General features: G+C 72.6%; 19 protein-coding genes and 1 tRNA gene. 14 read left to right on the top strand and 6 right to left on the bottom strand.

From position 1 onward, the window contains the following. Positions 1–4 precede the first annotated feature (4 nt). From glp to ACZ4YL_RS21380, 6 genes are all read left to right on the top strand, one after another. Positions 5–1,354, top strand: a complete 1,350-nt coding sequence (glp, locus tag ACZ4YL_RS21405) for a molybdotransferase-like divisome protein Glp (RefSeq protein ID WP_468118415.1) — start codon at positions 5–7, stop codon at positions 1,352–1,354. A gap of 73 nt (positions 1,355–1,427) precedes the next feature. Beyond that, positions 1,428–1,907, top strand: a complete 480-nt coding sequence (moaC, locus tag ACZ4YL_RS21400) for a cyclic pyranopterin monophosphate synthase MoaC (RefSeq protein ID WP_030012065.1) — start codon at positions 1,428–1,430, stop codon at positions 1,905–1,907. Between the two features lie 74 nt (positions 1,908–1,981). Next, positions 1,982–2,503 (top strand): MogA/MoaB family molybdenum cofactor biosynthesis protein, encoded by a 522-nt coding sequence (locus ACZ4YL_RS21395; protein WP_468118587.1) that lies wholly within the window; start codon positions 1,982–1,984, stop codon positions 2,501–2,503. Between the two features lie 17 nt (positions 2,504–2,520). Next, positions 2,521–3,129, top strand: a complete 609-nt coding sequence (locus ACZ4YL_RS21390) for a GNAT family N-acetyltransferase (protein ID WP_468118413.1) — start codon at positions 2,521–2,523, stop codon at positions 3,127–3,129. A gap of 180 nt (positions 3,130–3,309) precedes the next feature. After that, a complete protein-coding gene (sepX, locus tag ACZ4YL_RS21385; RefSeq protein WP_468118411.1) occupies positions 3,310–4,332 on the top strand; it encodes a divisome protein SepX/GlpR in 1,023 nt (340 codons plus the stop codon). A gap of 78 nt (positions 4,333–4,410) precedes the next feature. Further along, positions 4,411–4,484, top strand: a tRNA-Ala gene (locus tag ACZ4YL_RS21380). A gap of 149 nt (positions 4,485–4,633) precedes the next feature. Here the strand turns inward: ACZ4YL_RS21380 and ACZ4YL_RS21375 are convergent. Together ACZ4YL_RS21375 and ACZ4YL_RS21370 are read right to left on the bottom strand one after the other, a co-directional pair. Further along, positions 4,634–5,164, bottom strand: a complete 531-nt coding sequence (locus ACZ4YL_RS21375) for a hypothetical protein (RefSeq protein WP_468118410.1) — start codon at positions 5,162–5,164, stop codon at positions 4,634–4,636. Between the two features lie 33 nt (positions 5,165–5,197). After that, positions 5,198–6,184 (bottom strand): aldo/keto reductase, encoded by a 987-nt coding sequence (locus ACZ4YL_RS21370; protein ID WP_468118408.1) that lies wholly within the window; start codon positions 6,182–6,184, stop codon positions 5,198–5,200. A gap of 130 nt (positions 6,185–6,314) precedes the next feature. Here ACZ4YL_RS21370 and ACZ4YL_RS21365 point away from each other — a divergent pair, with 130 nt between their 5' ends. After that, positions 6,315–7,673, top strand: a complete 1,359-nt coding sequence (locus ACZ4YL_RS21365; protein ID WP_468118406.1) for a CoA transferase — start codon at positions 6,315–6,317, stop codon at positions 7,671–7,673. Positions 7,674–7,797: 124 nt separating this feature from the next. Here the strand turns inward: ACZ4YL_RS21365 and ACZ4YL_RS21360 are convergent, their stop codons facing one another. Next, the gene (locus ACZ4YL_RS21360; protein ID WP_468118404.1) at positions 7,798–8,316 is read right to left on the bottom strand and encodes a GNAT family N-acetyltransferase; all 519 of its coding nucleotides are present in this window, start codon (positions 8,314–8,316) and stop codon (positions 7,798–7,800) included. Between the two features lie 38 nt (positions 8,317–8,354). Between ACZ4YL_RS21360 and ACZ4YL_RS21355 the strand changes: the two genes are divergently transcribed. Beyond that, positions 8,355–9,158 carry an exodeoxyribonuclease III gene (locus ACZ4YL_RS21355; RefSeq protein ID WP_468118402.1) on the top strand — a complete coding sequence of 268 codons (804 nt, stop codon included), beginning with the start codon at positions 8,355–8,357 and terminating at the stop codon, positions 9,156–9,158. Here ACZ4YL_RS21355 and ACZ4YL_RS21350 read toward each other — a convergent pair. Beyond that, a complete protein-coding gene (locus ACZ4YL_RS21350) occupies positions 9,140–9,850 on the bottom strand; it encodes a MerR family transcriptional regulator (RefSeq protein ID WP_468118400.1) in 711 nt (236 codons plus the stop codon). The two genes, ACZ4YL_RS21355 and ACZ4YL_RS21350, sit on opposite strands and share 19 nt — an antisense overlap. Positions 9,851–10,039: 189 nt before the next feature. Between ACZ4YL_RS21350 and ACZ4YL_RS21345 the strand changes: the two genes are divergently transcribed. The 4 genes from ACZ4YL_RS21345 to ACZ4YL_RS21330 all read left to right on the top strand — a co-directional run bounded on the left by ACZ4YL_RS21345 (position 10,040) and on the right by ACZ4YL_RS21330 (position 13,797). Continuing rightward, a complete protein-coding gene (locus ACZ4YL_RS21345; protein WP_468118586.1) occupies positions 10,040–11,689 on the top strand; it encodes a flavin-containing monooxygenase in 1,650 nt (549 codons plus the stop codon). Beyond that, on the top strand, positions 11,686–12,660 hold the full coding sequence (locus ACZ4YL_RS21340) for an alpha/beta fold hydrolase (protein ID WP_468118398.1): 975 nt from the start codon (positions 11,686–11,688) through the stop codon (positions 12,658–12,660). Before ACZ4YL_RS21345 ends, ACZ4YL_RS21340 begins: the two co-directional genes overlap by 4 nt. Beyond that, the gene (locus tag ACZ4YL_RS21335) at positions 12,657–13,541 is read left to right on the top strand and encodes an SDR family oxidoreductase (protein WP_468118396.1); all 885 of its coding nucleotides are present in this window, start codon (positions 12,657–12,659) and stop codon (positions 13,539–13,541) included. Before ACZ4YL_RS21340 ends, ACZ4YL_RS21335 begins: the two co-directional genes overlap by 4 nt. Positions 13,542–13,617: 76 nt before the next feature. Then, positions 13,618–13,797, top strand: a complete 180-nt coding sequence (locus tag ACZ4YL_RS21330) for a hypothetical protein (RefSeq protein WP_468118394.1) — start codon at positions 13,618–13,620, stop codon at positions 13,795–13,797. Positions 13,798–13,892: 95 nt separating this feature from the next. Here ACZ4YL_RS21330 and ACZ4YL_RS21325 read toward each other — a convergent pair whose 3' ends face one another. Then, positions 13,893–17,174, bottom strand: a complete 3,282-nt coding sequence (locus tag ACZ4YL_RS21325; RefSeq protein ID WP_468118392.1) for a S41 family peptidase — start codon at positions 17,172–17,174, stop codon at positions 13,893–13,895. Between the two features lie 152 nt (positions 17,175–17,326). Here ACZ4YL_RS21325 and ACZ4YL_RS21320 point away from each other — a divergent pair, with 152 nt between their 5' ends. Both ACZ4YL_RS21320 and ACZ4YL_RS21315 read left to right on the top strand, forming a co-directional pair. Continuing rightward, positions 17,327–17,917 carry a TetR/AcrR family transcriptional regulator gene (locus tag ACZ4YL_RS21320; RefSeq protein ID WP_190620349.1) on the top strand — a complete coding sequence of 197 codons (591 nt, stop codon included), beginning with the start codon at positions 17,327–17,329 and terminating at the stop codon, positions 17,915–17,917. 130 nt (positions 17,918–18,047) lie between these two features. Continuing rightward, positions 18,048–20,246 carry an MMPL family transporter gene (locus ACZ4YL_RS21315; protein WP_468118390.1) on the top strand — a complete coding sequence of 733 codons (2,199 nt, stop codon included), beginning with the start codon at positions 18,048–18,050 and terminating at the stop codon, positions 20,244–20,246. A gap of 92 nt (positions 20,247–20,338) precedes the next feature. Here the strand turns inward: ACZ4YL_RS21315 and ACZ4YL_RS21310 are convergent, their stop codons facing one another. Beyond that, positions 20,339–20,761 carry an SsgA family sporulation/cell division regulator gene (locus tag ACZ4YL_RS21310; RefSeq protein ID WP_390801481.1) on the bottom strand — a complete coding sequence of 141 codons (423 nt, stop codon included), beginning with the start codon at positions 20,759–20,761 and terminating at the stop codon, positions 20,339–20,341. Positions 20,762–20,871 lie beyond the last annotated feature (110 nt).

Below are 20,871 nucleotides of genomic sequence, written 5' to 3'. Positions count from 1 at the left end.
CACCTTGAGCAGTTCCGCACCGCAGGACACCGGCCACCGTCTGTGGTCCGTGGACGAGCACCTCGCGGACGTCCTCTCGGCCGTCCGGCCGCTGGAGCCCATCGAGCTCCAACTGCTGGACGCCCAGGGCTGTGTCCTGGTCGAGGACGTGACCGTGCCCGTCGCCCTCCCGCCCTTCGACAACAGCTCCATGGACGGCTACGCCGTCCGAACGGCCGACGTCCAGGGTGCGAGCGAGGAGTTCCCCGCGGTGCTGACGGTCGTCGGGGACGTCGCGGCGGGCAGCGGTGAGCTGCCCACCGTGGGCCCCGGCGAGGCTGCCCGGATCATGACCGGCGCCCCGCTGCCGCCCGGCGCGGAAGCCGTCGTGCCGGTCGAGTGGACCGACGGCGGCACGGGCGGCGGCGCGGCCGCCGGGATGACCCCGGCCAGCGCCGCCCCCGAACACGCGGGCGGCGAGGTACGGGTGCACCGCGCCGCCGAGGCACGGGCGCACGTCCGCGCGCGCGGCAGCGACGTACAGGCCGGCGACCTGGCCCTCGCGGCCGGCACCGTCCTCGGGCCGCCGCAGATCGCCCTGCTGGCCGCCATCGGGCGCGGCACCGTACGGGTGCGGCCGCGCCCCCGCGTGGTGGTCCTGTCCACCGGCAGCGAGCTGGTCCAGCCCGGCGAGGCGCTCACGGCGGGCACCATCTACGACTCCAACAGCTTCGCGCTGGCCGCGGCCGCGCGGGACGCCGGAGCCATCGCCTACCGGGTCGGCGCCGTCGCGGACGACGCGGACACCCTGCGCGCCACCATCGAGGACCAGCTGATCCGGGCCGACCTGCTGGTCACCACGGGCGGGGTCAGCGTCGGCGCGTACGACGTCGTCAAGGAGGCGCTGTCCTCGGTCGGGCAGTCCGACGAGGGCTCGGGCCAGGACGTCGACGGCGGCCGGATGGACTTCCGCAAGCTCGCCATGCAGCCCGGCAAACCGCAGGGCTTCGGCACGATCGGCCCGGACCACACCCCGCTGCTGGCGCTGCCCGGCAACCCGGTGTCCTCGTACGTCTCCTTCGAGCTGTTCGTGCGCCCCGCGATCCGCACCCTCATGGGGCTGCCGGAGTCCGAGGTCCGGCGGCCGAGCGTGCGCGCGGTGCTGAGCGCCGACAAGGCACTCGGCTCCCCGGCCGGCCGCCGCCAGTTCCTGCGCGGCAAGTACGACGCCGAGAGCGGCACGGTCGGCCCGGTCGGCGGATCGGGCTCCCACCTGATCGCCGCGCTGGCGCACGCCGACTCCCTCATGGTCGTACCGGAGGACGTCACCTCGGTGGAGCCGGGGACCGAGCTGGAAGTGATCCTGCTCGGCTGAAGTCGGGCCGGTGCGGGTAGCGTGTGTCGCACCACACAGGCTCCCCGGGAGCCCAGAGCGGAGCGGCGCAGCAATGAGTACCGAAAGCAGGCTCACCCACATCGACGAGGCCGGCGCGGCCCGGATGGTCGACGTGTCCGGGAAGGACGTCACCACCCGGACGGCACGGGCCAGCGGACGCGTACTCGTCGCCCCGCGGGTGATCGAGCTGCTGCGCGGCGAGGGCGTCCCCAAGGGCGACGCCCTCGCGACCGCGCGCATCGCCGGGATCATGGGGGCGAAGAAGACCCCCGACCTGATCCCGCTGTGCCACCCGCTGGCCGTCTCGGGCGTGAAGGTGGACCTGCGGGTCGCCGACGACGCCGTCGAGATCCTCGCCACCGTGAAGACGACCGACCGCACGGGCGTCGAGATGGAGGCGCTGACCGCGGTCGCGGTCGCCGGCCTCACCGTGATCGACATGGTGAAGGCGGTCGACAAGGGCGCGGTCATCACGGACGTCCGGGTGGAGGAGAAGACCGGCGGCAAGTCCGGCGACTGGGCGCGCTCGTGAACGCCCCGCGCGGCGGCGAGGTCCACAGCCACACCCACGGCCCCGGCCACACCCACGGTGCCGCCGCCGAGGCGGTGGGCTCCGCGCAGGCGCTGGGCCGGGCCCTGGTCGTCACGGCCTCGAACCGGGCCTCGCAGGGCGTGTACGCGGACAAGGGCGGCCCGCTGCTGGCCGGGGCGCTGGAGGAGCTCGGCTTCACGGTGGACGGCCCGCGGGTCGTCCCGGACGGCGATCCCGTGGAGCAGGCGCTGCGCGAGGGCGTGGCCGCCGGGTACGACGTCATCCTGACCACCGGCGGGACCGGGATCTCGCCGACCGACCGCACCCCGGACGCCACCGCGCGGGTGCTGGACTACGAGATCCCCGGCATCCCGCAGGCCATCCGCGCCGAAGGCCTGGCGAAGGTGCCGACCGCGGCCCTGTCCCGGGGCCTGGCGGGCGTGGCCGGGCGCACCCTCATCGTCAACCTCCCCGGCTCGACGGGCGGGGTGCGCGACGGCCTCGCCGTCCTGGCCCGCGTCCTGCCGCACGCGGTGGACCAGATGCGGGGCGGCGACCACCCCAGACCGGCGGCAACCTCCGGGAGCACGAGCTGAACGGCCCGACCTGGCCGGTGGTCCTGTCGGACGGCGATGTCACGCTCCGGCCGATAAAGCTGCGGGACCAGAAGGCCTGGCGCGAGGTCAACCGGCGCAACCGCGACTGGCTCCGGCCGTGGGAGGCCACGATTCCGCCGCCCGCGCCGTGGGGGCCGGTGGTCCAGCGGCCCACGTACCGCCAGATGGTCCGCCATCTGCGGGCGGAGGCGAACGCGGGCCGGATGCTGCCCTTCGTCATCGAGTACCAGGGCCGGCTGGTGGGCCAGCTGACGGTCGCCGGGATCACCTGGGGCTCGATGTGCGCGGGCCACATCGGCTACTGGGTGGACCGCGAGGTCGCGGGCCGCGGTGTGATGCCGACGGCGGTCGCACTGGCCGTGGACCACTGCTTCGGGAAGGTCGGCCTGCACCGGATCGAGGTGTGCATCCGCCCCGAGAACATTCCGAGCCGGCGGGTCGTGGAGAAGCTGGGCCTGCGCGAGGAGGGGCTGCGGCCGCGCTATCTGCACATCGACGGGGCCTGGCGCGACCACCTCGTCTACGCGGTGACGGCGGAGGAGGTCCCGGAGGGGCTGCTGCGCCGCTGGCACCGTGCGCGCCACTCGCAGTCCCCGCCGAAATAGCGGGGACCGCCCGAACCACCGATAAACGAATATCTGTTCGAATTAATGGCCCCGGGTAACCGATTCGCCCATAACCTGATCCGAAGAATCACAAAAAAAGTCCGTGATATCAGCGAGATCGCGCGACACACCGGCTCAATTGGCCGATCCCCTCGGCCGCGCCCCTCTACGGTGTGAGGTGTGAGCAGCAGCGGCCTCATCTACGCAGTCATTGTCGGGGCCTGGGCCGCCTACTTGGTGCCCATGTGGCTCCGGAGGCAGGACGAGCTGAACGAAGCCCGTCCGACGGAACGCTTCTCCACTGCCATTCGGCTGCTTTCCGGCCGGGCGGGAATGGAGCGCCGTTACGCCAAGGGGCTGCGTGAGCGTGGTGACGAGCAGGCGGAGCCCCACGCGGACCCGGACGCCGCGACGGAAACAGTTGATTCCGTCGACGCCGACGCCCGGGCCTTCGTCGTGCCCCCGACCAGGGCGGAGCCGAGGCCGGCCGCCGTCGAACGGGAGCAGCGGGCGGAGCGGGCCCGGCGCGAACAGCGCCTCCAGGTCCTCGCGCGCCGCCGGCGCACCACCGCACTCCTCTTCCTGGTCTTCACCCTCGGCGCCGTCGTCGCCGCGGTGGGCGGCCTGCACTACCTGTGGGCTCCCGCCGTTCCCGCCCTGCTGCTGAGCACGTACATCGTGCACCTGCGGGTCCAGGAGCGACGGCGCTACGAGTTCACCATGGACCGGCGGCGCGCCGAGGCGGCCGCGCGGCAGCTGCGGGAGAACCGCCCGAGCCGCCGTGAGCCCGAGGCCGCGGCGAGCACCGAACCGGACCCTGCGCCACCGGTTTCCCCGCAGGAGGCCGGACGGCGCGCACTGGTCGAACAGACCGACCACGCCGAGTGGGTGGACCAGCAGCGCGAGCGCGAACGCGGCCCCGCCCGCGGTGACAGCTGGGAGCCGGTCCCGGTCCCGCTGCCGACGTACGTGACCGCCCCGGTGGCCCCCCGCGCCACGGGCCCGGCGGCCCCGGACGCCTGGAGCGCGACCCGCTCCAGCACGGCCGAGCCGACGGAACCCCGCCTGCGCGCCCAGCCCGGACCCCCCAAGCCGGACCTGAAGCCCCAGACCGCCCCGCGCCCGCGCGGCCAGGGCAAGGGCCGTACCCCGCTGTTCGACCAGTACGAGGGCGAAGACCGCCCGCGCGCCGCGAACGAGTGATCGGTGACCTGCGCGGACGCTCCGGGATATCGGTTTTGGAGCACCCGCGCGGGGATGCTAATGTTTCACACGTCGCAAGGGCCTGTGGCGCAGTCTGGTAGCGCACCTCGTTCGCATCGAGGGGGTCTGGGGTTCAAATCCCCACAGGTCCACAGACGACAGTTCGCGAGTAGCTCTCGTGAACGTCACGAGATCCCGTCCGGTCGGAAGACCGGGCGGGATCTCGGCGTTTCCGGGAGGTCCTGGACGGCCTCGGAGCCGCCGTCGCACCGAGCGAGCGGCCCCGTGCACCGGCCGCCGGTCACCGGCTGTGCTCCAGGACGAGCCGGCGGAGCTCCGCGGCCGAGTCGGTGGCGAGCCGGTAGATGCCCTGGACGCTGGCGGAGCGGACCAGTTCGCCGTCCACGACGTGCTTGAGGGTGCGTTCACCGCGGCGGGAGGTGTACGTGAGCCGTCCCAGCAGATCGGCCGGGACGGCCCCGTCGAATCCGAGCGCGGAACCGGGCGGTCCGAGCAGCACCTCGGTCACGCAGCCCGCCTTCAGCGTCCGCCAGTCCAGCAGCTTCGCGTAGTCGTCGTCGTGGAGCTCGGCCCCGGCGTCCTCGTAGGGGATGATCCGGGACACCTCCATGGCTCCCAGCACGTGGAGCCGCTTGCGGAAGGCCCGGACGGGGAAGACGGTGTCGCCGGGCCGGACCCCCGCCCGTACGAAGCTCGGCAGCGACTGGTGCGGGCCCCCGAACAGCATCGTGAGGCGCTGCCCGGCACGATCCGTGCGTTCGAGCTCTCGGCACAGGTCGTTGGTCCACAAGGTCGTATAGGAATTCGGCACGGTAGAACCGTAGAGGCGCCCACTGACAAGGGGTCAGTAAGCCGCGTCGAGCCTCGTGCGCTGGTCTGCGGTCAGGTCGAGGTCCACCGCGGCCAGGCTCTCCTCCAGCTGAGCCACCGACGAGGCCCCGACCAGGGGGAGGATCGGGATGTCCCCGCCCATCAGCCAGGAAAGCACCACCTGGTTGACGGTGGCTCCGGTCTCGGCGGCCACCTCGCGGACCGCGCGCAGGCGCGGCTCGGTGCCCGCGTGGTCGAAGCCCGGGCCCAGCGGCTTGTCGTCGCGGACGTAGGCGCCGGCGATCAGCGGGGAGTACGAGACCTGCGTCAGCGACGGGTTGTCCCGCAGATAGCTGAGAAGATCGCCGCTGACCAGGCCCTGGTTGCCGTCGGGCGAGCGCAGGCTGGGGAGGTCGGTGCGCTGGCGCAGGTAGCTGTGGTGGTGCTGGAGCACCTCGTAGCCGGGTACGCCGGCCGCCGCGGCCAGCGCGCGGGCGCGTTCCACCCGCCAGGCCCAGTGGTTGCTGGCGCCGAGCAGGCCCGCCGTGCCGTTCGCGACGACCTCGGCGAACCCCTGGACCGTCTCCTCCAGCGGGGTGTTCTCGTCCATGATGTGCGCGTAGAGCAAGTGGATGCGCTCGATGCCGAGCCGTTCCCGGCTGCGCTCCGCGGACTCCCGGATGACCTTCGCTGACAGGCCCTCCACGTCCAGACTGAAGCCGCTGGTCGGCTGGTTGGGGCGGGCCCCCAGCTTGGTGGCGACGGTGATCCCGTCGCCGACGCCACGGCTGCGCAGCCAGCGGCCGACCAGTTCCTCGCTCTCGCCGCCCCGGGTGCCGTTGACCCAGAAGGCATAGTTGTTGGAGGTGTCGATGAAGGTGCCGCCCGCTTCCGCGAAACGGTCGAGGATCGCGTACGCGGTGGCCTCGTCGACGGTGGTGCCGAAGGTCATCGTGCCCAGGCTCAGCACGCTCACTTCGCGGCGGGTCTCGGCGGCGGTTCCGATGACACGGTATTTCACGGTGATGGCGCCTTTCGGTTGTCCGGGTTCTGTGGGCGGATGATCGTCGAAGAATCCGCTCCGGGCAACGAGATAAGCGGGCTGTGACGCGCTTGAGAGCCGAGCAGGCAGAGTGGGCGATCATGGGTTCATGACACTCGGCGAGGAACGGGACAGCGGAACGGCCCAGGCCTGGGAGGCGCTCGGCGGGGCGCCCGAGCTCGTCGGGCGGGTGCGATACCGCGGAGTCGGCGACCTGGGGGAAGGGCCGCTTCCGGTGGCCGAGTTGGCGCGCGGGACCGTCGGGGTGTGCGGGCTGGCCGCGGCCGAGCTGGCCGCGGTGCGGGCCGGGGGCGGGGCGGCGGACGTGGCTCCGCCGGTGGTGGACGAGGGCGCGGTGGCGACGGCGTTCGTCAGCGAGCGGCACCTGCGGGCCGAGGGGCGCACACCGGTGACCTTCGCGCCGTTGTCCGGCTTCTGGCGGACGTCGGACGGCTGGGTGCGCACGCACGCCAACTATCCGCACCACGAAGCCGCGCTGGTACGGGCGTTGCGGCTGCCCTCGGCGACACCGGAGGCGGTACGCGGCGCGGTCGCGGGGCGCACCGCCGTCGAGGTGCAGGAGCTCGTGTACGGGGAGGGTGGACTCGCCGTCGCCGTGGCACGGGACTACGGGGAGCCGCAGCCGCTGGTGGAGCCCGTACGCGTGACAGGGGCGCGGGGACGGACCCTCGGCGATGCCCCGGCCGGCCGGCCCGCCGCGGGAGTACGGGTACTCGACCTGACCCGGGTCATCGCCGGGCCCGTCGCCACGCGCACGCTCGGGCTGCTGGGGGCGGACGTGCTGCGGATCGACCCGCCGCGGCTGCCGGAGGCGCACGACGCGTACGCGGACACCGGCTTCGGGAAGCGCTCGGCGCTGCTGGACCTGGCGGAGGCGGGGCACCGGGCCGTCTTCGAGGGGCTGCTCGCCGAGGCCGACGTGGTGGTGACGGGCTACCGGCCGGGCGCGCTGGAGCCGTACGGGCTCGGGGCGCGGCAGCTGCTGGAACGGTGGCCGGGGCTGGTGGTGGCCGAGCTGTGCGCGTGGGGGTGGCGGGCGGCGGAGCCGTGGGCGGGGCGGCGGGGGTTCGACTCGCTGGTGCAGGCGGGGTACGGGATCGCCGCCGCGTGTGCCGGGCCGGACGGGAGGCCGGGGGTGCTGCCGGCGCAGGCGCTGGACCACGGGACGGGGTACCTGGTGGCCGCCGGGGTGCTGCGGGCGTTGGCGGAGGGGGGCGGGCGGGGGCTGCGGTTCTCCCTCGCCGGGACGGGGTCGTGGCTGGTGCGGGGGCTCCCCCGAGCGGGGGCGGGTGCGGGGACGCGGGCTTCGGGGTATGCGGCGGAGCCGTGGCTGCGGGTGACTCCGTCGGGGTACGGGGTGCTGCGGCACGCCGCCAGTCCCTTCGGGGAGTGGGGGGTGGGGCCGTCCCGGTGGGGGACGGACCGGGCCGTCTGGCTCCCGCGGTAGGGGTGGGCGGGGCGGGGCGGGGCGGGTGCGGCGCCGTTGCCGGGGGCGCTGCCCCCGGACCCCGCGCCTCAAACTCCCCCAGCTACCGCTGGGAGCTGCCCCCCTGCGGGGCTGAAGGATCGCCTCAAGCGCCGGCGGGGCTGGGTGGGGTCGGGGCGAGGGGCTTCGTCATGCAGCGGCTGGAGTCGTAGAAGCGGTAGTGGCCGAACTTTGCGGACAGGGTGTAGCCCGAGGAGAGGTACAGGGCTATCGCCTCCGGCTGCTGGTCGCCCGTTTCGAGGACCATGCGGTGGCGGCCCGCCGCGCGGGCGTCCGCCTCCAGGACCGCCAGGATGCGGCGGGCGAGGCCCAGGCCGCGGGCCTCCGGGACGACGTACATGCGCTTGAGCTCCGCGTCGCCGTCCGCGTAGCCCTGGTCGTTCTCGTCCTGGGTGCGCCAGCCGCCGCTCGCCACCGGGGTGCCCGTGGCGTCGTACGCGAGCAGGTACAGGCCCTGCGGCGGGGCGAACATCGCCGGGTCCAGGAAGGTGACGTCGCCCTCACCGTCGTACCGCTCCTGGTACTCCAGCTGGACCTGGTCGTTGAGTTTGACCGCGTCCGGGTGGTCGTACGGCACGGTGCGGAGGTCTATCCGGTGAGACATTCGAATATCGTACGGAACCCTCCCGCTATGGTGCTGGGATGCTCACAGTGACCTCCGTGAATGTGAATGGGATCCGCGCCGCCGCCAAGAAGGGCTTCGGGGCGTGGCTTGAGGGATCCGACGCCGATGTGGTCTGCCTGCAGGAGGTACGGGCCGAGGAGGGGCAGATCCCGGCCGATGTCCGGACCCCCACGGGCTGGCACACCGTCTTCGCGCCGGCCGCCGCCAAGGGGCGGGCCGGGGTCGCGCTCTACACGAGGCGGGCGCCCGAGCGCGTGCAGGCCGGGTTCGGCAGTGAGGAATTCGACACTGCCGGGCGGTACCTGGAGATCGACCTTCCGGGTGTGACCGTGGCCAGCCTCTACCTGCCCTCGGGCGAGGCCGGGACGGAGAAGCAGGACGAGAAGTACCGGTTCATGGGGGAGTTCCTGACGTACCTGGCGGCGCTGAAGGAGCGGGCCGCCGCCGACGGCCGCGAGGTCGTGGTGTGCGGTGACTGGAACATCTGCCACCAGGAGGCCGACCTCAAGAACTGGAAGACGAACCGCAAGAACGCGGGCTTCCTCCCCGAGGAGCGGGAGTGGCTCGGCAAGGTGTACTCGGACGCGGGCTACGTCGACGTGGTGCGGGAACTGCACCCGGACACCGAGGGGCCGTACTCCTGGTGGTCCTACCGCGGGCGGGCCTTCGACAACGACGCCGGCTGGCGGATCGACCTCCAGGTGGCCACCCCCGGGCTGGCGGCGAAGGCCGTGAAGGCCTTCGTGGAGCGGGCCGAGACGCACCCCGAGCGCTGGTCCGACCACGCGCCCGTGACCGTGGTCTACGAGCTGGGTGTCTGACCGGATTCGGTGCCGGCGGCGGAGCCGCCCGTGGCCAGCAGCCGGTCCATCGCCATCGTCAGCTCGGCCTCGACCACGCTCTTCGCGAGCGGGCGCAACCGGGTGAGCGCGTCCGGTGACATGTGGGCCGATATCAGCTCGGTGAAGAGCAGGGCCATCGCGTCCGCGTGCTCGCGGACGCGGCGGCCGGTCTCCAGGACCGCCGCCAGCGGGACGCCCTCGCGGACCAGGGCCGAGGAGACGTCCAGCAGGCGGCGGCTGACGTGCACGATCGCGTCGCCGTCGACGGCGACGTAGCCGAGGTCCAGGGAGGCCGCCAGGTTCTCCGGAGTGACCTCGCCCTCGAAGTAGTCGGCCAGCGCCTCCGGGGTGAGCCGGACCGGGGTCTCCTCGGACCAGCCGATGCCGAGGAGCTCGCCGAGCTGGCTCACGTCGCGGCCGCTCTCGAAGGCGGCGGTCAGCTCGGCGATGCCGCCGAGTGTGTGGCCGCGTTCCAGCAGGGCGGCGATGGTGCGCAGCCGGGCCAGGTGATGGTCGTCGTACCAGGCGATCCGCCCCTCGCGGCGGGGTGGTGGGAGCAGTTTGCGCTCGCGGTAGAAGCGCAGGGTGCGGACCGGGATGCCGGCCGCTTCGGCCAGTTCCTCCGTGCGGTACTCGCGCACCGTCTTCGCTCGCGTCTCTTCCTTCGCCACAGACGCACCTTATGGCGTACCGGCAGTAACTTTCCGGGTCGGACCCCTACCCATGGGTACGGGGCTGCTCTACCCTCCCGATTGTGCCAGTGATTGCTGGCAGTGTTTCGATGGTGCGGTGCGGCGTTGCGGTGCGTGGCTGGGACTGCGGATGAGCGGAAGGCGGCGGGCATGGGTGGCACGAGTGGCATGGGCGGACGCGAGCACGTACGGGTGGCGGTGATCGGGTCCGGATTCGGCGGGCTCGGCGCGGCCGTACGGCTGCGGCGCGAAGGGATCACGGACTTCGTCGTACTGGAACGGGCCGACTCGGTCGGCGGCACCTGGCGCGACAACAGCTATCCCGGGTGTGCGTGCGACGTGCCCTCCCACCTCTATTCGTTCTCGTTCGCCCCCAACCCCGACTGGCCGCGGACCTTCTCCGGGCAGCCGGCCATCCGCGCCTACCTGGAGCACGTCGCCGACACCTTCGGACTGCGCCCGCACATCCGGCTCGACTCCGAGGTGCGGATGATGCGCTGGGACGCGGACGAGCTGCGCTGGGAGATCGAGACCTCGGCCGGATCGCTTGCCGCCGACGTCGTCGTCTCCGCGACCGGGCCGCTGTCCGACCCGAAGATGCCGGAGATCCCCGGGCTCGCCGAGTTCCCCGGCAAGGTCTTCCACTCCGCCCGCTGGGACCACGACTACGACCTGCGCGGCAAGCGCGTCGCCATGATCGGGACCGGCGCCTCCGCCATCCAGATCGTGCCGGCCATCGCCCCCGAGGCGGAGCGCCTCACCCTCTTCCAGCGGACCCCGCCGTGGGTCATGCCCCGCACCGACCGGTCCATCACCGCGGTGGAGCGCTGGCTCCACCGCCAGCTGCCCTTCACCCGGGCGGCGCGGCGCGGGCTGCTGTGGGGGATCCGGGAGCTCCAGGTCAGCGCCTTCACCAAGCGCCCGAACCAGCTCGGCCTCATCGAGTCCCTGGCCAAGGCCAACATGGCGCGCTCGATCAAGGACCCGGCCCTGCGCGCGAAGCTGACGCCCTCCTACCGGATCGGCTGCAAGCGGATCCTGCTCTCCAGCGAGTACTACCCGGCCCTGGCCCGGCCCGATGTGGACCTGATCGCCTCCGGGCTCAAGGAGATCCGCGGCTCGGTGCTGGTCGCCGCCGACGGAACCGAGACCGAGGCCGACGCGATCATCTTCGGCACCGGCTTCCACGTCACGGACATGCCGATCGCGGACCGGGTGGTGGGCGCGGAGGGCCAGACCCTTGCGGACGCCTGGAAGGACGGGATGCAGGCGCTGCGCGGGGCCACCGCCGCAGGCTTCCCCAACTGGATGACGATCATCGGGCCGAACACCGGACTCGGGAACAGCTCGATGATCCTGATGATCGAGTCGCAGCTGAACTACATGGCCGACTACCTGCGGCAGCTCGCCCTCCTCGATGGAAGCAGCCTGGGCGGGAAGGTCGCGCTCGGCGCCCGGCCGTCCGCCGTGAACCGGTGGAACCGGCAGGTGCAGGCCCGGATGGAGCGGACGGTGTGGAACACCGGCGGCTGCACCAGCTGGTACCTGGACGCGCAGGGGCGCAACACGACGGTCTGGCCGGGCACGACGGGGGAGTTCCGCCGGGAGACGCGGAGCGTCGATCTGGCGGAGTACGAGGTCCTGCGGGTGGGGGAGCACGAGCGGGAGCCGGTGGCGGTTTCGGCCGCCGCCGTGGGGTCCGCTGCGGCGCCGCTGCCGGGGGCTCTGCCCCCGGACCCCCGCGCCTCAAACTCCCCCAGCTACCGCTGGGAGGTGCCCCCTGGCGGGGCTGGGTTTGAGTCGGAGGAACTCGCGTGAGCCGGTCGATGCACGTCGTCTCCGGGCCCTACGCCCCGCCCGTCGCGCGGCGGGAGTTCGTCGCCGTCTCCGCCGACGGGGCCCGTCTGCACGTCGAGGTCCACGGGGACGAGGACGCGCCGGCCGTGGTGCTGGCCCACGGCTGGACCTGTTCCACCGCCTTCTGGGCCGCGCAGATCAGGGCCCTGGCCGCCACCCACCGGGTCGTCGCCTACGACCAGCGCGGGCACGGGCGCAGCCCCGCCGCCGGGGCGGCGGGGCACAGCACCACCGCCGGGGCGGCGGGGCACAGCACCACCGCGCTCGCCGACGACCTGGTGGCCGTCCTGGAAGCCACCCTCGCCCCCGGGGAGCGGGCGGTCGTCGCCGGGCATTCCATGGGCGGAATGACGATCATGGCGGCCGCGGGCCGGCCGGAGTTCGCCGAGCGGGCCGCGGCGGTGCTGCTGTGCAGCACCGGCAGCTCCCGGCTGGTCTCCGAGGCGCTGGTCCTGCCGGTGCGCGCCGGGCGCGTCCGGAGTCGTGTCACCGCCGCGGTCCTCGGCTCCCGCGCCCCCCTCGGGCCGGTCACGCCGGTCGCCCGGAAGGTCCTCAAGTACGCCACCATGGGCCCCGGGTCCGCGCCCGACAAGGTCGAGGCGTGCGCCCGTATCGTCCACGCCTGCCCCACCGGGGTGCGCCACGCGTGGTCCCAGGTGCTGGCCGGCCTGGACCTCGACGCCGACGTGGCACGCCTCACGGTGCCCACCGCCGTCATCGGCGGCACCGCCGACCGGCTCACCCCGATCGTGCACGCCCGCGGGCTCGCCGCCGCGCTGCCGAACTGCGTGGGCCTGACCGAGCTCACCGGCATGGGGCACATGACCCCGGTCGAGGCCCCCGAGGCCGTCACCGGCGCCCTGCGCGAGCTCGCCGAGCTCTACCTGGGCACCACCGATCTCGACACCACCGTGAAGGAGAAGACGCCGTGAGCGCTCGCAGGAGTCTGGAAGGCCAGGTCGCCGTCGTCACCGGCGCCGCCCGGGGGGTCGGCGAGCTGCTCGCGCGCAAGCTGTCGGCCCGCGGCGCGAAGATCGCGCTCGTCGGCCTGGAGCCGGAGGCCCTCAAGGAGGTCTCCGAGCGGCTGCACACCGACAGCGACCACTGGTACGCCGACGTCACCGACCACGAGGCCATGGCCCGGGTGGCCGAGGAGGTCAAGCAGCGCTTCGGCAAGGTGGACATCGTCGTCGCCAACGCGGGCGTGGCCGCCGGAGGGCCGTTCGCCGACTCGGACCCGGACGCCTGGCGCCGGGTGATCGAGGTCAACCTGATCGGCGGGGCCGTCACCGCCCGCGCCTTCCTGCCCGTACTGATGGAGAGCCGCGGCTACTTCCTCCAGATCGCCTCGCTCGCCGCGATGACCCCGGCGCCGATGATGACCGCCTACTGCGCCTCCAAGTCCGGGGTCGAGGCCTTCGCGCACTGCCTGCGCGCGGAGGTCGGCCACAAGGGGGTCAGGGTCGGCGTCGGTTACCTCTCCTGGACCGACACGGACATGGTGCGCGGCGCCGACCAGGACGAGGTCATGCGGGAGTTGAGGCAGCGGCTGCCGTGGCCGTCGAACCGTACGTACCCGCTGGGGCCGGCCGTCGACCGGATCGTCGCGGGCATCGAGCGGCGCTCGCCGCACGTGTACGCGCAGTGGTGGCTGCGCGGCATGCAGGGGATGCGCGGCTACCTGCCGGGGATGATCGCGACGGTCGGGCAGCGCGAGATGAAGCGCTTCGAGCCGCGTCTGGGCGGTGTGTCCAAGGGGCTCGTCGGGGCCGGCGGGGCAGCGGACGAGAAGGAGCGCACACAGAGTCACTGATCGAAATGCGACCTTTGTCCGCCCGTGCAAGTCTGGTCGAGGCCCAACCACCAACACCCCTCATGGAGTGAACAGCATGGGTATCAAGGACCAGTTCCAGGACAAGGCGCAGGAGCTCAAGGAGAAGGCCCAGAAGGGGCAGAAGCAGCCCGGCAAGGTCCCGCAGGACCCGAAGTCCCAGCGGACCCCGCAGCCGAAGGACTCGCCGCAGCGGTCGTTCGACGACATCCGGGACGAGCTCGACGACCGGACCTAGGCTTCTGGCCCGACCGTTACGGGCCCGCACGCAGCGCCGAGGGGCGCGTTCCCCGCTGATCCGGGGATCGCGCCCCTCCCGCATGCCCCGCCTGCTCACTCCCTCGGCGGCAGCTTGGGACGGCGCCGGTCCGGTACGTCCGTGTAGCCGGGCGGCACCGCGGCCGGGTCCTGTTCGAGCAGTTCCAGCGCCAGGTGCACGGCGTCGTCCAGCTGGGCGTGGCGCCCCTCCGCCCAGTCGAGGGGAGTGCGCTGGATCTCCAGGTCCGGCTCCACGCCGTGGTTCTCCACCGACCAGCCGTACTCCGGGAACCAGGCGGCATTCATCGGCACCGTGATCACCGTGCCGTCCCCGAGGGTGTGGCGGCCGGTCATGCCGACCACCCCGCCCCAGGTGCGCAGGCCCACCACCGGGCCCAGGCCCAGCAGTTTGAAGGCCGCGGTGATCATGTCCCCGTCGGAGGAGGTCGCCTCGTCGGCCAGCGCCACGATCGGACCGCGGGGCGCGTTGGAGGCGTAACTGACCGGCTGCGCGTTGCGCGTCAGGTCCCAGCCGAGGATGGAGCGGGTCAGCTTCTCCACCACCAGCTCGCTGATGTGCCCGCCCGCGTTGCCCCGTACGTCCACGATCAGCGCGGGCCGGGACATCTCCATCCGCAGGTCGCGGTTGAACTGCGCCCAGCCCGAGCCGCCCATGTCGGGGATGTGCAGGTAGCCGCACCGGCCGCCGCTGATCTCCCGGACCGCCTCGCGCCGCTTGGACACCCAGTCCTGGTAGCGCAGCGGCCGTTCGTCGATCAGCGGCACGATGGCGACCCGGCGGGCCCGGCCCTCGCCCGCCGCGGGCTGGAAGGTCAGCTCCACCGTGGTGCCGCCCGCCGCCGCCAGCAGCGGATAGGGCCCGGCGACCGGGTCCACCGGACGGCCGTCCACGTGGGTGAGCACCGCGCCCTCGCGGATGCCGGTGCCGGCCAGCGGGGAACGGGCCTTGGAGTCCGAGGACTCGCCGGGCAGGATCCGGCTGACCACCCATTCCCCGTCCCGGGGGAAGAGGTTGGCGCCGAGCAGGCCGATCGCCCGCTGGTAGTGCGGGGGGCCTTCGTTGCGGCGCGCGGGGGAGACGTAGGCGTGCGAGGTGCCGAGTTCGCCGAGGACCTCGCGCAGCAGGTCGGCGAACTCGTCGGGCGAGGCGACCCGTTCGACCAGGGAGCGGTACTGGGCGAGGATCCCGTCCCAGTCGATGCCGCACATCTTCGGTTCCCAGAAGTACGCGCGGATGATCCGCCCGGCCTCCTCGTAGGCCTGGCGCCACTCGGCCGCCGGGTCCACCTCGTGCAGGATGCGCCGCAGGTCCAGGTAGACGGTCGAGTCGCTGTCGCCCGACTCGGTCGCCGGGACCGCGCGCAGGTCGCCGTCGTCGTTGATCACGAGCCGGGTGCCGTCGCCGCTGACCGCGAACCAGTCCAGCCCCGAGGCCAGTTCGGTCTTGCGGGCCTTGGTGAGGTCGAAGTGCTCCAGCGTCGGCTTGCCGCTGATGTCGGCCGGGTTGGCGAAGGTCTCGCCGAGCGCGCCCGAGATGGGCCAGCGCAGCCACACCAGCCCGCCGCCGTGCACCGGGTACAGGGCCGAGTACTTGGACGCGGTCACCGGGAACGGGGTGACGCGGCTCTCCAGCCCCTCCACCTCCACGGTCACGGCGCCGTCGGCCTCGCCCGAGTCGCCGTCCGCCACGTCGAGTCCGCCGGCCGCGGGCCGGCCTTCGGCGGAGAGCGCGAAGGGGGAGGGGGTCGCGGAGTTCAGCGGCACCAGATAGGGGCGACAGCCCAGCGGGAAGGACAGGTCGCCCGTGTGCACGTCGTAGACCGGGTCGAAACCGCGCCAGGACAGGAAGGCCAGGTAGCGCCCGTCCCGGGTGAAGACCGGGTTCTCGTCCTCGAAGCGGCCGTTGGTGACGTCGACGACGGTGCGGGCGCCGGGGCCGGAGATCCGGGCCATCTTGATCTGCCGCAGCGAACGCCCGATGCCCGGGTGCGACCAGGTCAGCCAGGCCCCGTCGGGCGAGAAGGCGAGGTCGGTGACGGGGCCGTTGATGGACCGGATCAGCTCGGTGACCTCGCCGTTGGACCCCTCGGTGGCGTCGATGAGCAGCAGGCGGCCGTCGTTGGAGGCGATGGCGAGCCGCTCGCCGTCCGGGTCCGAGAGCAGCTCGGTGACCCGCCCCAGCTCGCCCGAGGCCAGCCGGCGCGGCTCCCGTTCCCCGGAGGCCCGCGGCAGGTATGCGATCTCGATGGCGTCCTCGCCCTCGGCGTCGGTGACGTAGGCGACCTGCCCGCCGCTGCCGAGCATCTCCGGCAGCCGTACGCGCACGCCCGGGGTGTCGGCGATGGTGCGGGCCGGGCCGTCGCGGTGGGTCAGCCAGTAGAGGCTGCCGCGCACCACGACCGCGCTGGCGCGCCCGGTGGCGTCCACGGAGAGTGAGTCGACGTGGCTGGCGGCCGGTACCTGGTACGTACGGCGGCCCGCGCGCGGGCCGCCGAGGCGGACGTCGAGCTTGCGCGGGACGGCGTCCCGGTCCAGGGACTCGACGAGCCAGAGGTCGCCGGCGCACTGGTAGACGACGCGGGAGCCGTCGCTGGAGGCGTGCCGGGCGTAGAACTCCTCGTGGTCGGTGTGGCGGCGCAGATCCGTGCCGTCGGGCAGGCAGGAGTACAGATTGCCGATGCCCTCGTGGTCGGAGAGGAAGGCGATCCTGCCGCCCACGAACATCGGGGAGTCGAGGTGGCCCTCGACGTCCTCCAGCAGCCGCTGTCCGTGCAGCCACAGCCGGCCGGTGGCCCCGCCGCGGTAGCGCTTCCAGGCGGCGGGCTCGTGCGGGGGCTTGCCGGTGAGCAGCAGGGAGTGCCGCTCACCCTCCTCCGTGGCGTGCACCTGGATGTCGGAGACGGGTCCCCAGGGCAGGCGCCCGCCGGGGCTGCCGTCGGTCGGCAGGGTGTAGGACCAGGCGAAGTAGGAGAAGGGCTGGCTGTGCGAGGACACGGCCAGGATGTCGCTGCGGCCGTCCTCGTCGGGCGGGGTCCAGCCGCAGACGCGGGTGTCGAGGGCGCCCCAGTGGCTCAGCTGGCGGGCGGGGCCGCCGTCGACGGGGACGAGGTGGATCTCGGGGTCGAGGCTGCGCCAGGTGGTGTAGGCGATGTGCTTGCCGTCGGGGGAGAAGCGCGGGTGGCCGACGCGGGTCCGGTCGACGGTGATGCGCCAGGCCCGTCCGGGTGTCTGGCCGTCGGGGACCAGCGGGGCGACCCAGAGGTCATCCTCGGTGGCGAAGCAGAGAAGGTCGTCGTGCAGGTGCGGGAACCGGAGGTACGCGACGTCGTGACTCACCCCCCAATGCTTTCCGCGTAGAGGGGCCCTGGCAACTCGTACAGGTGATCCATGCCACTCCCCCAAGCGAAACGGAACGGTTTCGTTTCGCTTGGGGGAGGGGTATCGTCTTAAGCGTACGGAACAGTTTCGCTTCGACGGGAGGCACGGACATGACCGAGGCGATGGCGGCCCGGCGTAGCCGGATCACCCCCGAGCGGCAGGCCGAACTGCACGAGGCGGTCCTCGACCTCCTGCGTGACGTCGGCTACGAGGCGCTGACCATGGACGCGGTCGCCGCCCGTACGAAGTCCAGCAAGGCCACCCTCTACCGCCAGTGGGGGAGCAAGCCGGAGCTGGTCGCCAAGGCCCTGCGCTGCACGCAGCCGGTCTCGCTGCGCGAGATCGACACGGGCAGCCTGCGCGGGGACTTCGCGCTCATGGTCGAGCACTCCGACGACGCGCAGATGGCCAAGGACACCGCGCTGATGCGGGGTCTGGCCCATGCCGTCCACGAGAGCCCGGAGCTGCACAAGGCCCTGCGCGACCTGCTCGTCGACCCGGAGATCAACGGTCTCCAGGCGATGCTGCGGCGCGCGGTGGACCGGGGCGAGATCCGCCCGGACTGTCCGGCGCTCGACTTCGTACCGCACATGCTCATCGGGGCGTTCATCGCGCTCCCGCTGATCGAGGACCGCCCGGTGGACCGGGCCTTCCTCGGTGACTTCATCGACGCCGTGGTCTTCCCCGCCCTCGGCGTCTGATCCTCACTCCTCCCCGTCCCCGGCACGCCCCTCTGCTGCTCCTGACACGCCGCTCTCGTCGTCGGGCCGGCTCTTCACGCCCTGATCCGATCCGGATCCATCCCACGACCAGAACGGGAGAACCACCGACGTGGCTACCTTCCTCTACCGACTCGGCAGAGGCGCCTTCCGGCGCCGCGGTCTCGTCGCCCTCCTCTGGGTGGCACTGCTGTTCGCCGCCGGCTTCGGCGCCGCCTCGGCGGCGGCGCCCACCTCCGGCTCGTTCTCGATACCCGGTTCGGAGGCCCAGAAGGCCTTCGACCTGCTGGACGAGCGCTTCCCGGGCATGGCCGCCGACGGCGCCACCGCCCGCATCGTCATCAAGGCCCCCGAGGGCGCCAAGGTCACCGACCCCGGCCCCAAGGCCGAGGTCCAGAAGATCGTCTCGGGTCTGAAGACCGGACCGGGCGCGGCCGAGATCTCCTCCGTCGCCGACCCGTACGAGGTCCAGGCCGTGAGCCAGGACGGCTCGACCGCCTACATCAGCGCCAAGTACACCGTCAGCGGCATGGAGCTGAAGGACGACACCCGCGAGGCGCTCAAGGGTTCGGGCGAGGCCGCCAAGGCCGCCGGGCTGAACGTCCAGATCGGTGGCGACGCGCTGATGGCGGCCCCCGAGACGGGCTCCGGCGAGATCATCGGCATCGCGGTCGCCGCGATCGTCCTCGTCATCACCTTCGGCTCGCTCATCGCCGCCGGTCTGCCGCTGCTGACCGCGATCATCGGCGTGGGCATCGGCGTCTCCTCCATCACCGCGCTCGCCAACGTGCTGGACCTCGGCAACACCACCGCCACCCTCGCGACGATGATCGGCCTCGCGGTCGGCATCGACTACGCCCTCTTCATCGTCTCCCGCTACCGCGTGGAGCTCGCCGAGGGCCGCGAGCGGGACGAGGCCGCCGGCCGCGCCGTCGGAACCGCCGGCTCCGCCGTCGTCTTCGCCGGTCTGACCGTGGTCATCGCCCTGGTGGGCCTGGCCGTCGTCAACCTCCCCATGCTGACCAAGATGGGCTTCGCGGCCGCGGGCACCGTGGTCATCGCCGTGCTCGTCGCGCTGACCCTGGTCCCGGCCATCCTCGGCTTCGCGGGCAAGAAGGTGCTGCCCGCGGGCGAGAAGAGCCGGCTGTTCGGCAAGGGCAAGCCGGCGGGCGCCGAGAAGAAGGCCAACGGCGGCACCCGCTGGGCCCGCTTCGTCCTGCGCCGCCCCGTCATGGTGCTGCTGGCCGGCGTGATCGGCCTCGGCGTCATCGCCATCCCGGCGAGCAAGCTGGAGATGGGCCTGCCGGACGACGGCGCCCAGCCGGTCTCCACCACCCAGCGCCAGGCGTACGACCTGCTGTCCGACGGCTTCGGCCCGGGCTTCAACGGCCCGCTGATGGTCGTCGTGGACGGGGACAAGCAGCTCGCCAACGAGACCGTCGACCGGATCAAGGGCCTGGAGGGCGTCGTCGCGGTCACCCCGCCGACCCCCAACGCGGCCGGCGACGCCGCGGTGATCACCGTGATCCCGAAGGACCGTCCGTCCTCCACGCAGACCGAGAACCTGGTCCACGAGATCCGCGACGGCAGCGGCGACGACGTCCTCGTCACCGGCGCCACCGCGATGAACATCGACTTCTCGCAGAAGATGAACGACGCGCTGCTGCCCTACCTGGCACTCGTCGTCGGCCTCGCCTTCCTGCTGCTGATGCTGGTGTTCCGCTCGGTCCTGGTCCCGCTCAAGGCGGCCCTCGGCTTCCTGCTCTCCGTCGTCGCCGCCCTCGGCGCGGTCGTCGCGGTCTTCCAGTGGGGCTGGCTCGGCTCGGTCTTCGGAGTGGAGCAGACCGGCCCGATCATGTCGATGATGCCGATCTTCATGGTGGGTGTCGTCTTCGGTCTGGCCATGGACTACGAGGTCTTCCTCGTCACCCGGATGCGTGAGGCGTACGTCCACGGCGAGCGCCCGGGCCAGGCCGTGGTGACCGGCTTCCAGTACAGCGCGCGGGTCGTCGTGGCCGCCGCCGTCATCATGATCGCGGTGTTCGCGGGCTTCATCGGGGCCAGCGAGCAGATGGTCAAGATGATCGGCTTCGGTCTGGCCGTCGCCGTCTTCTTCGACGCCTTCGTGGTCCGCATGGCCATCGTCCCCGCGGTGCTCGCCCTGCTCGGGCACAAGGCCTGGTGGCTGCCGAAGTGGCTCGACCGGCTGCTGCCGAACGTGGACGTGGAGGGCGAGAGCCTGCGCAAGCATCTGGAGGCCGCGCAGTCCCCGGAGGGACCGGACAAGGACCGCGAGCTGGTCAACGCCTGACCCCGCCCGACCCCGTCGGCCCCGCACCTGCCGACAGGACACAGCCCGGCCCCGTACCGCCTGATCACCAGGCGGTACGGGGCCGGGCCCGGTTACGCCCGACGGGTGACGGCGGCCGCGGGGGCGTACGTACGCCGCAGGAAGCGGCGCAGCGCGGCGATGTCGAACTGGACGACGGCGACGCCCTCCGGGGAGTGGAACTCGACGACCGCCTGGACGCGGCCGCAGGGCCAGATGCGTACGTCCCCGGTCCCGGTCGGGGCCTGGAGGCCCGCCTCCAGGAGAGCCCGGGGGAAGACCCACTCGTTGTCGGTGCCCTCGGGGGACAGGCCCGCCGGGAACACGATCCGCACAGCCAGCGGCTCGTCGCCGGCGAATCGCAGGGCGACCGGGATGGTCCGGTAGAGGGGATCGTCCGTGATGACGCGGGCACGGACCCGTTCCTCGACGGCGGTGGCGGTGGCCGTCGCGGTGCCGGTGGCGGTCGCAGGGGGATTCTCGGCGGTTGCTGACATCGACAAGACTCCTCGAAATCAGAACATTTGCGTCCTTTTGTCCCGTCCAGCCTCGCACATTCCCACGAAAGCGCGCGGTTCTATTTGTGATGCGTCCGCTCTTGCCAACG

This window comes from Streptomyces sp. NPDC030021, from assembly GCF_055574035.1.
Note: the sequence above shows the minus strand (reverse complement) of the source record. Positions and strands in the feature narration are given on the sequence as shown.

Excerpts from the sequence above, each read along its gene's own strand:
- ACZ4YL_RS21360 (WP_468118404.1), bottom strand. The coding sequence starts at position 8,316 with ATGTCTCACCGGATAGACCTCCGCACCGTGCCGTACGACCACCCGGAC.
- ACZ4YL_RS21345 (WP_468118586.1), top strand. The coding sequence starts at position 10,040 with ATGGGCGGACGCGAGCACGTACGGGTGGCGGTGATCGGGTCCGGATTC.
- ACZ4YL_RS21355 (WP_468118402.1), top strand. The coding sequence starts at position 8,355 with ATGCTCACAGTGACCTCCGTGAATGTGAATGGGATCCGCGCCGCCGCC.
- ACZ4YL_RS21330 (WP_468118394.1), top strand. The coding sequence starts at position 13,618 with ATGGGTATCAAGGACCAGTTCCAGGACAAGGCGCAGGAGCTCAAGGAG.
- ACZ4YL_RS21310 (WP_390801481.1), bottom strand. The coding sequence starts at position 20,761 with ATGTCAGCAACCGCCGAGAATCCCCCTGCGACCGCCACCGGCACCGCG.
- ACZ4YL_RS21320 (WP_190620349.1), top strand. The coding sequence starts at position 17,327 with ATGACCGAGGCGATGGCGGCCCGGCGTAGCCGGATCACCCCCGAGCGG.
- moaC (WP_030012065.1), top strand. The coding sequence starts at position 1,428 with ATGAGTACCGAAAGCAGGCTCACCCACATCGACGAGGCCGGCGCGGCC.
- ACZ4YL_RS21365 (WP_468118406.1), top strand. The coding sequence starts at position 6,315 with ATGACACTCGGCGAGGAACGGGACAGCGGAACGGCCCAGGCCTGGGAG.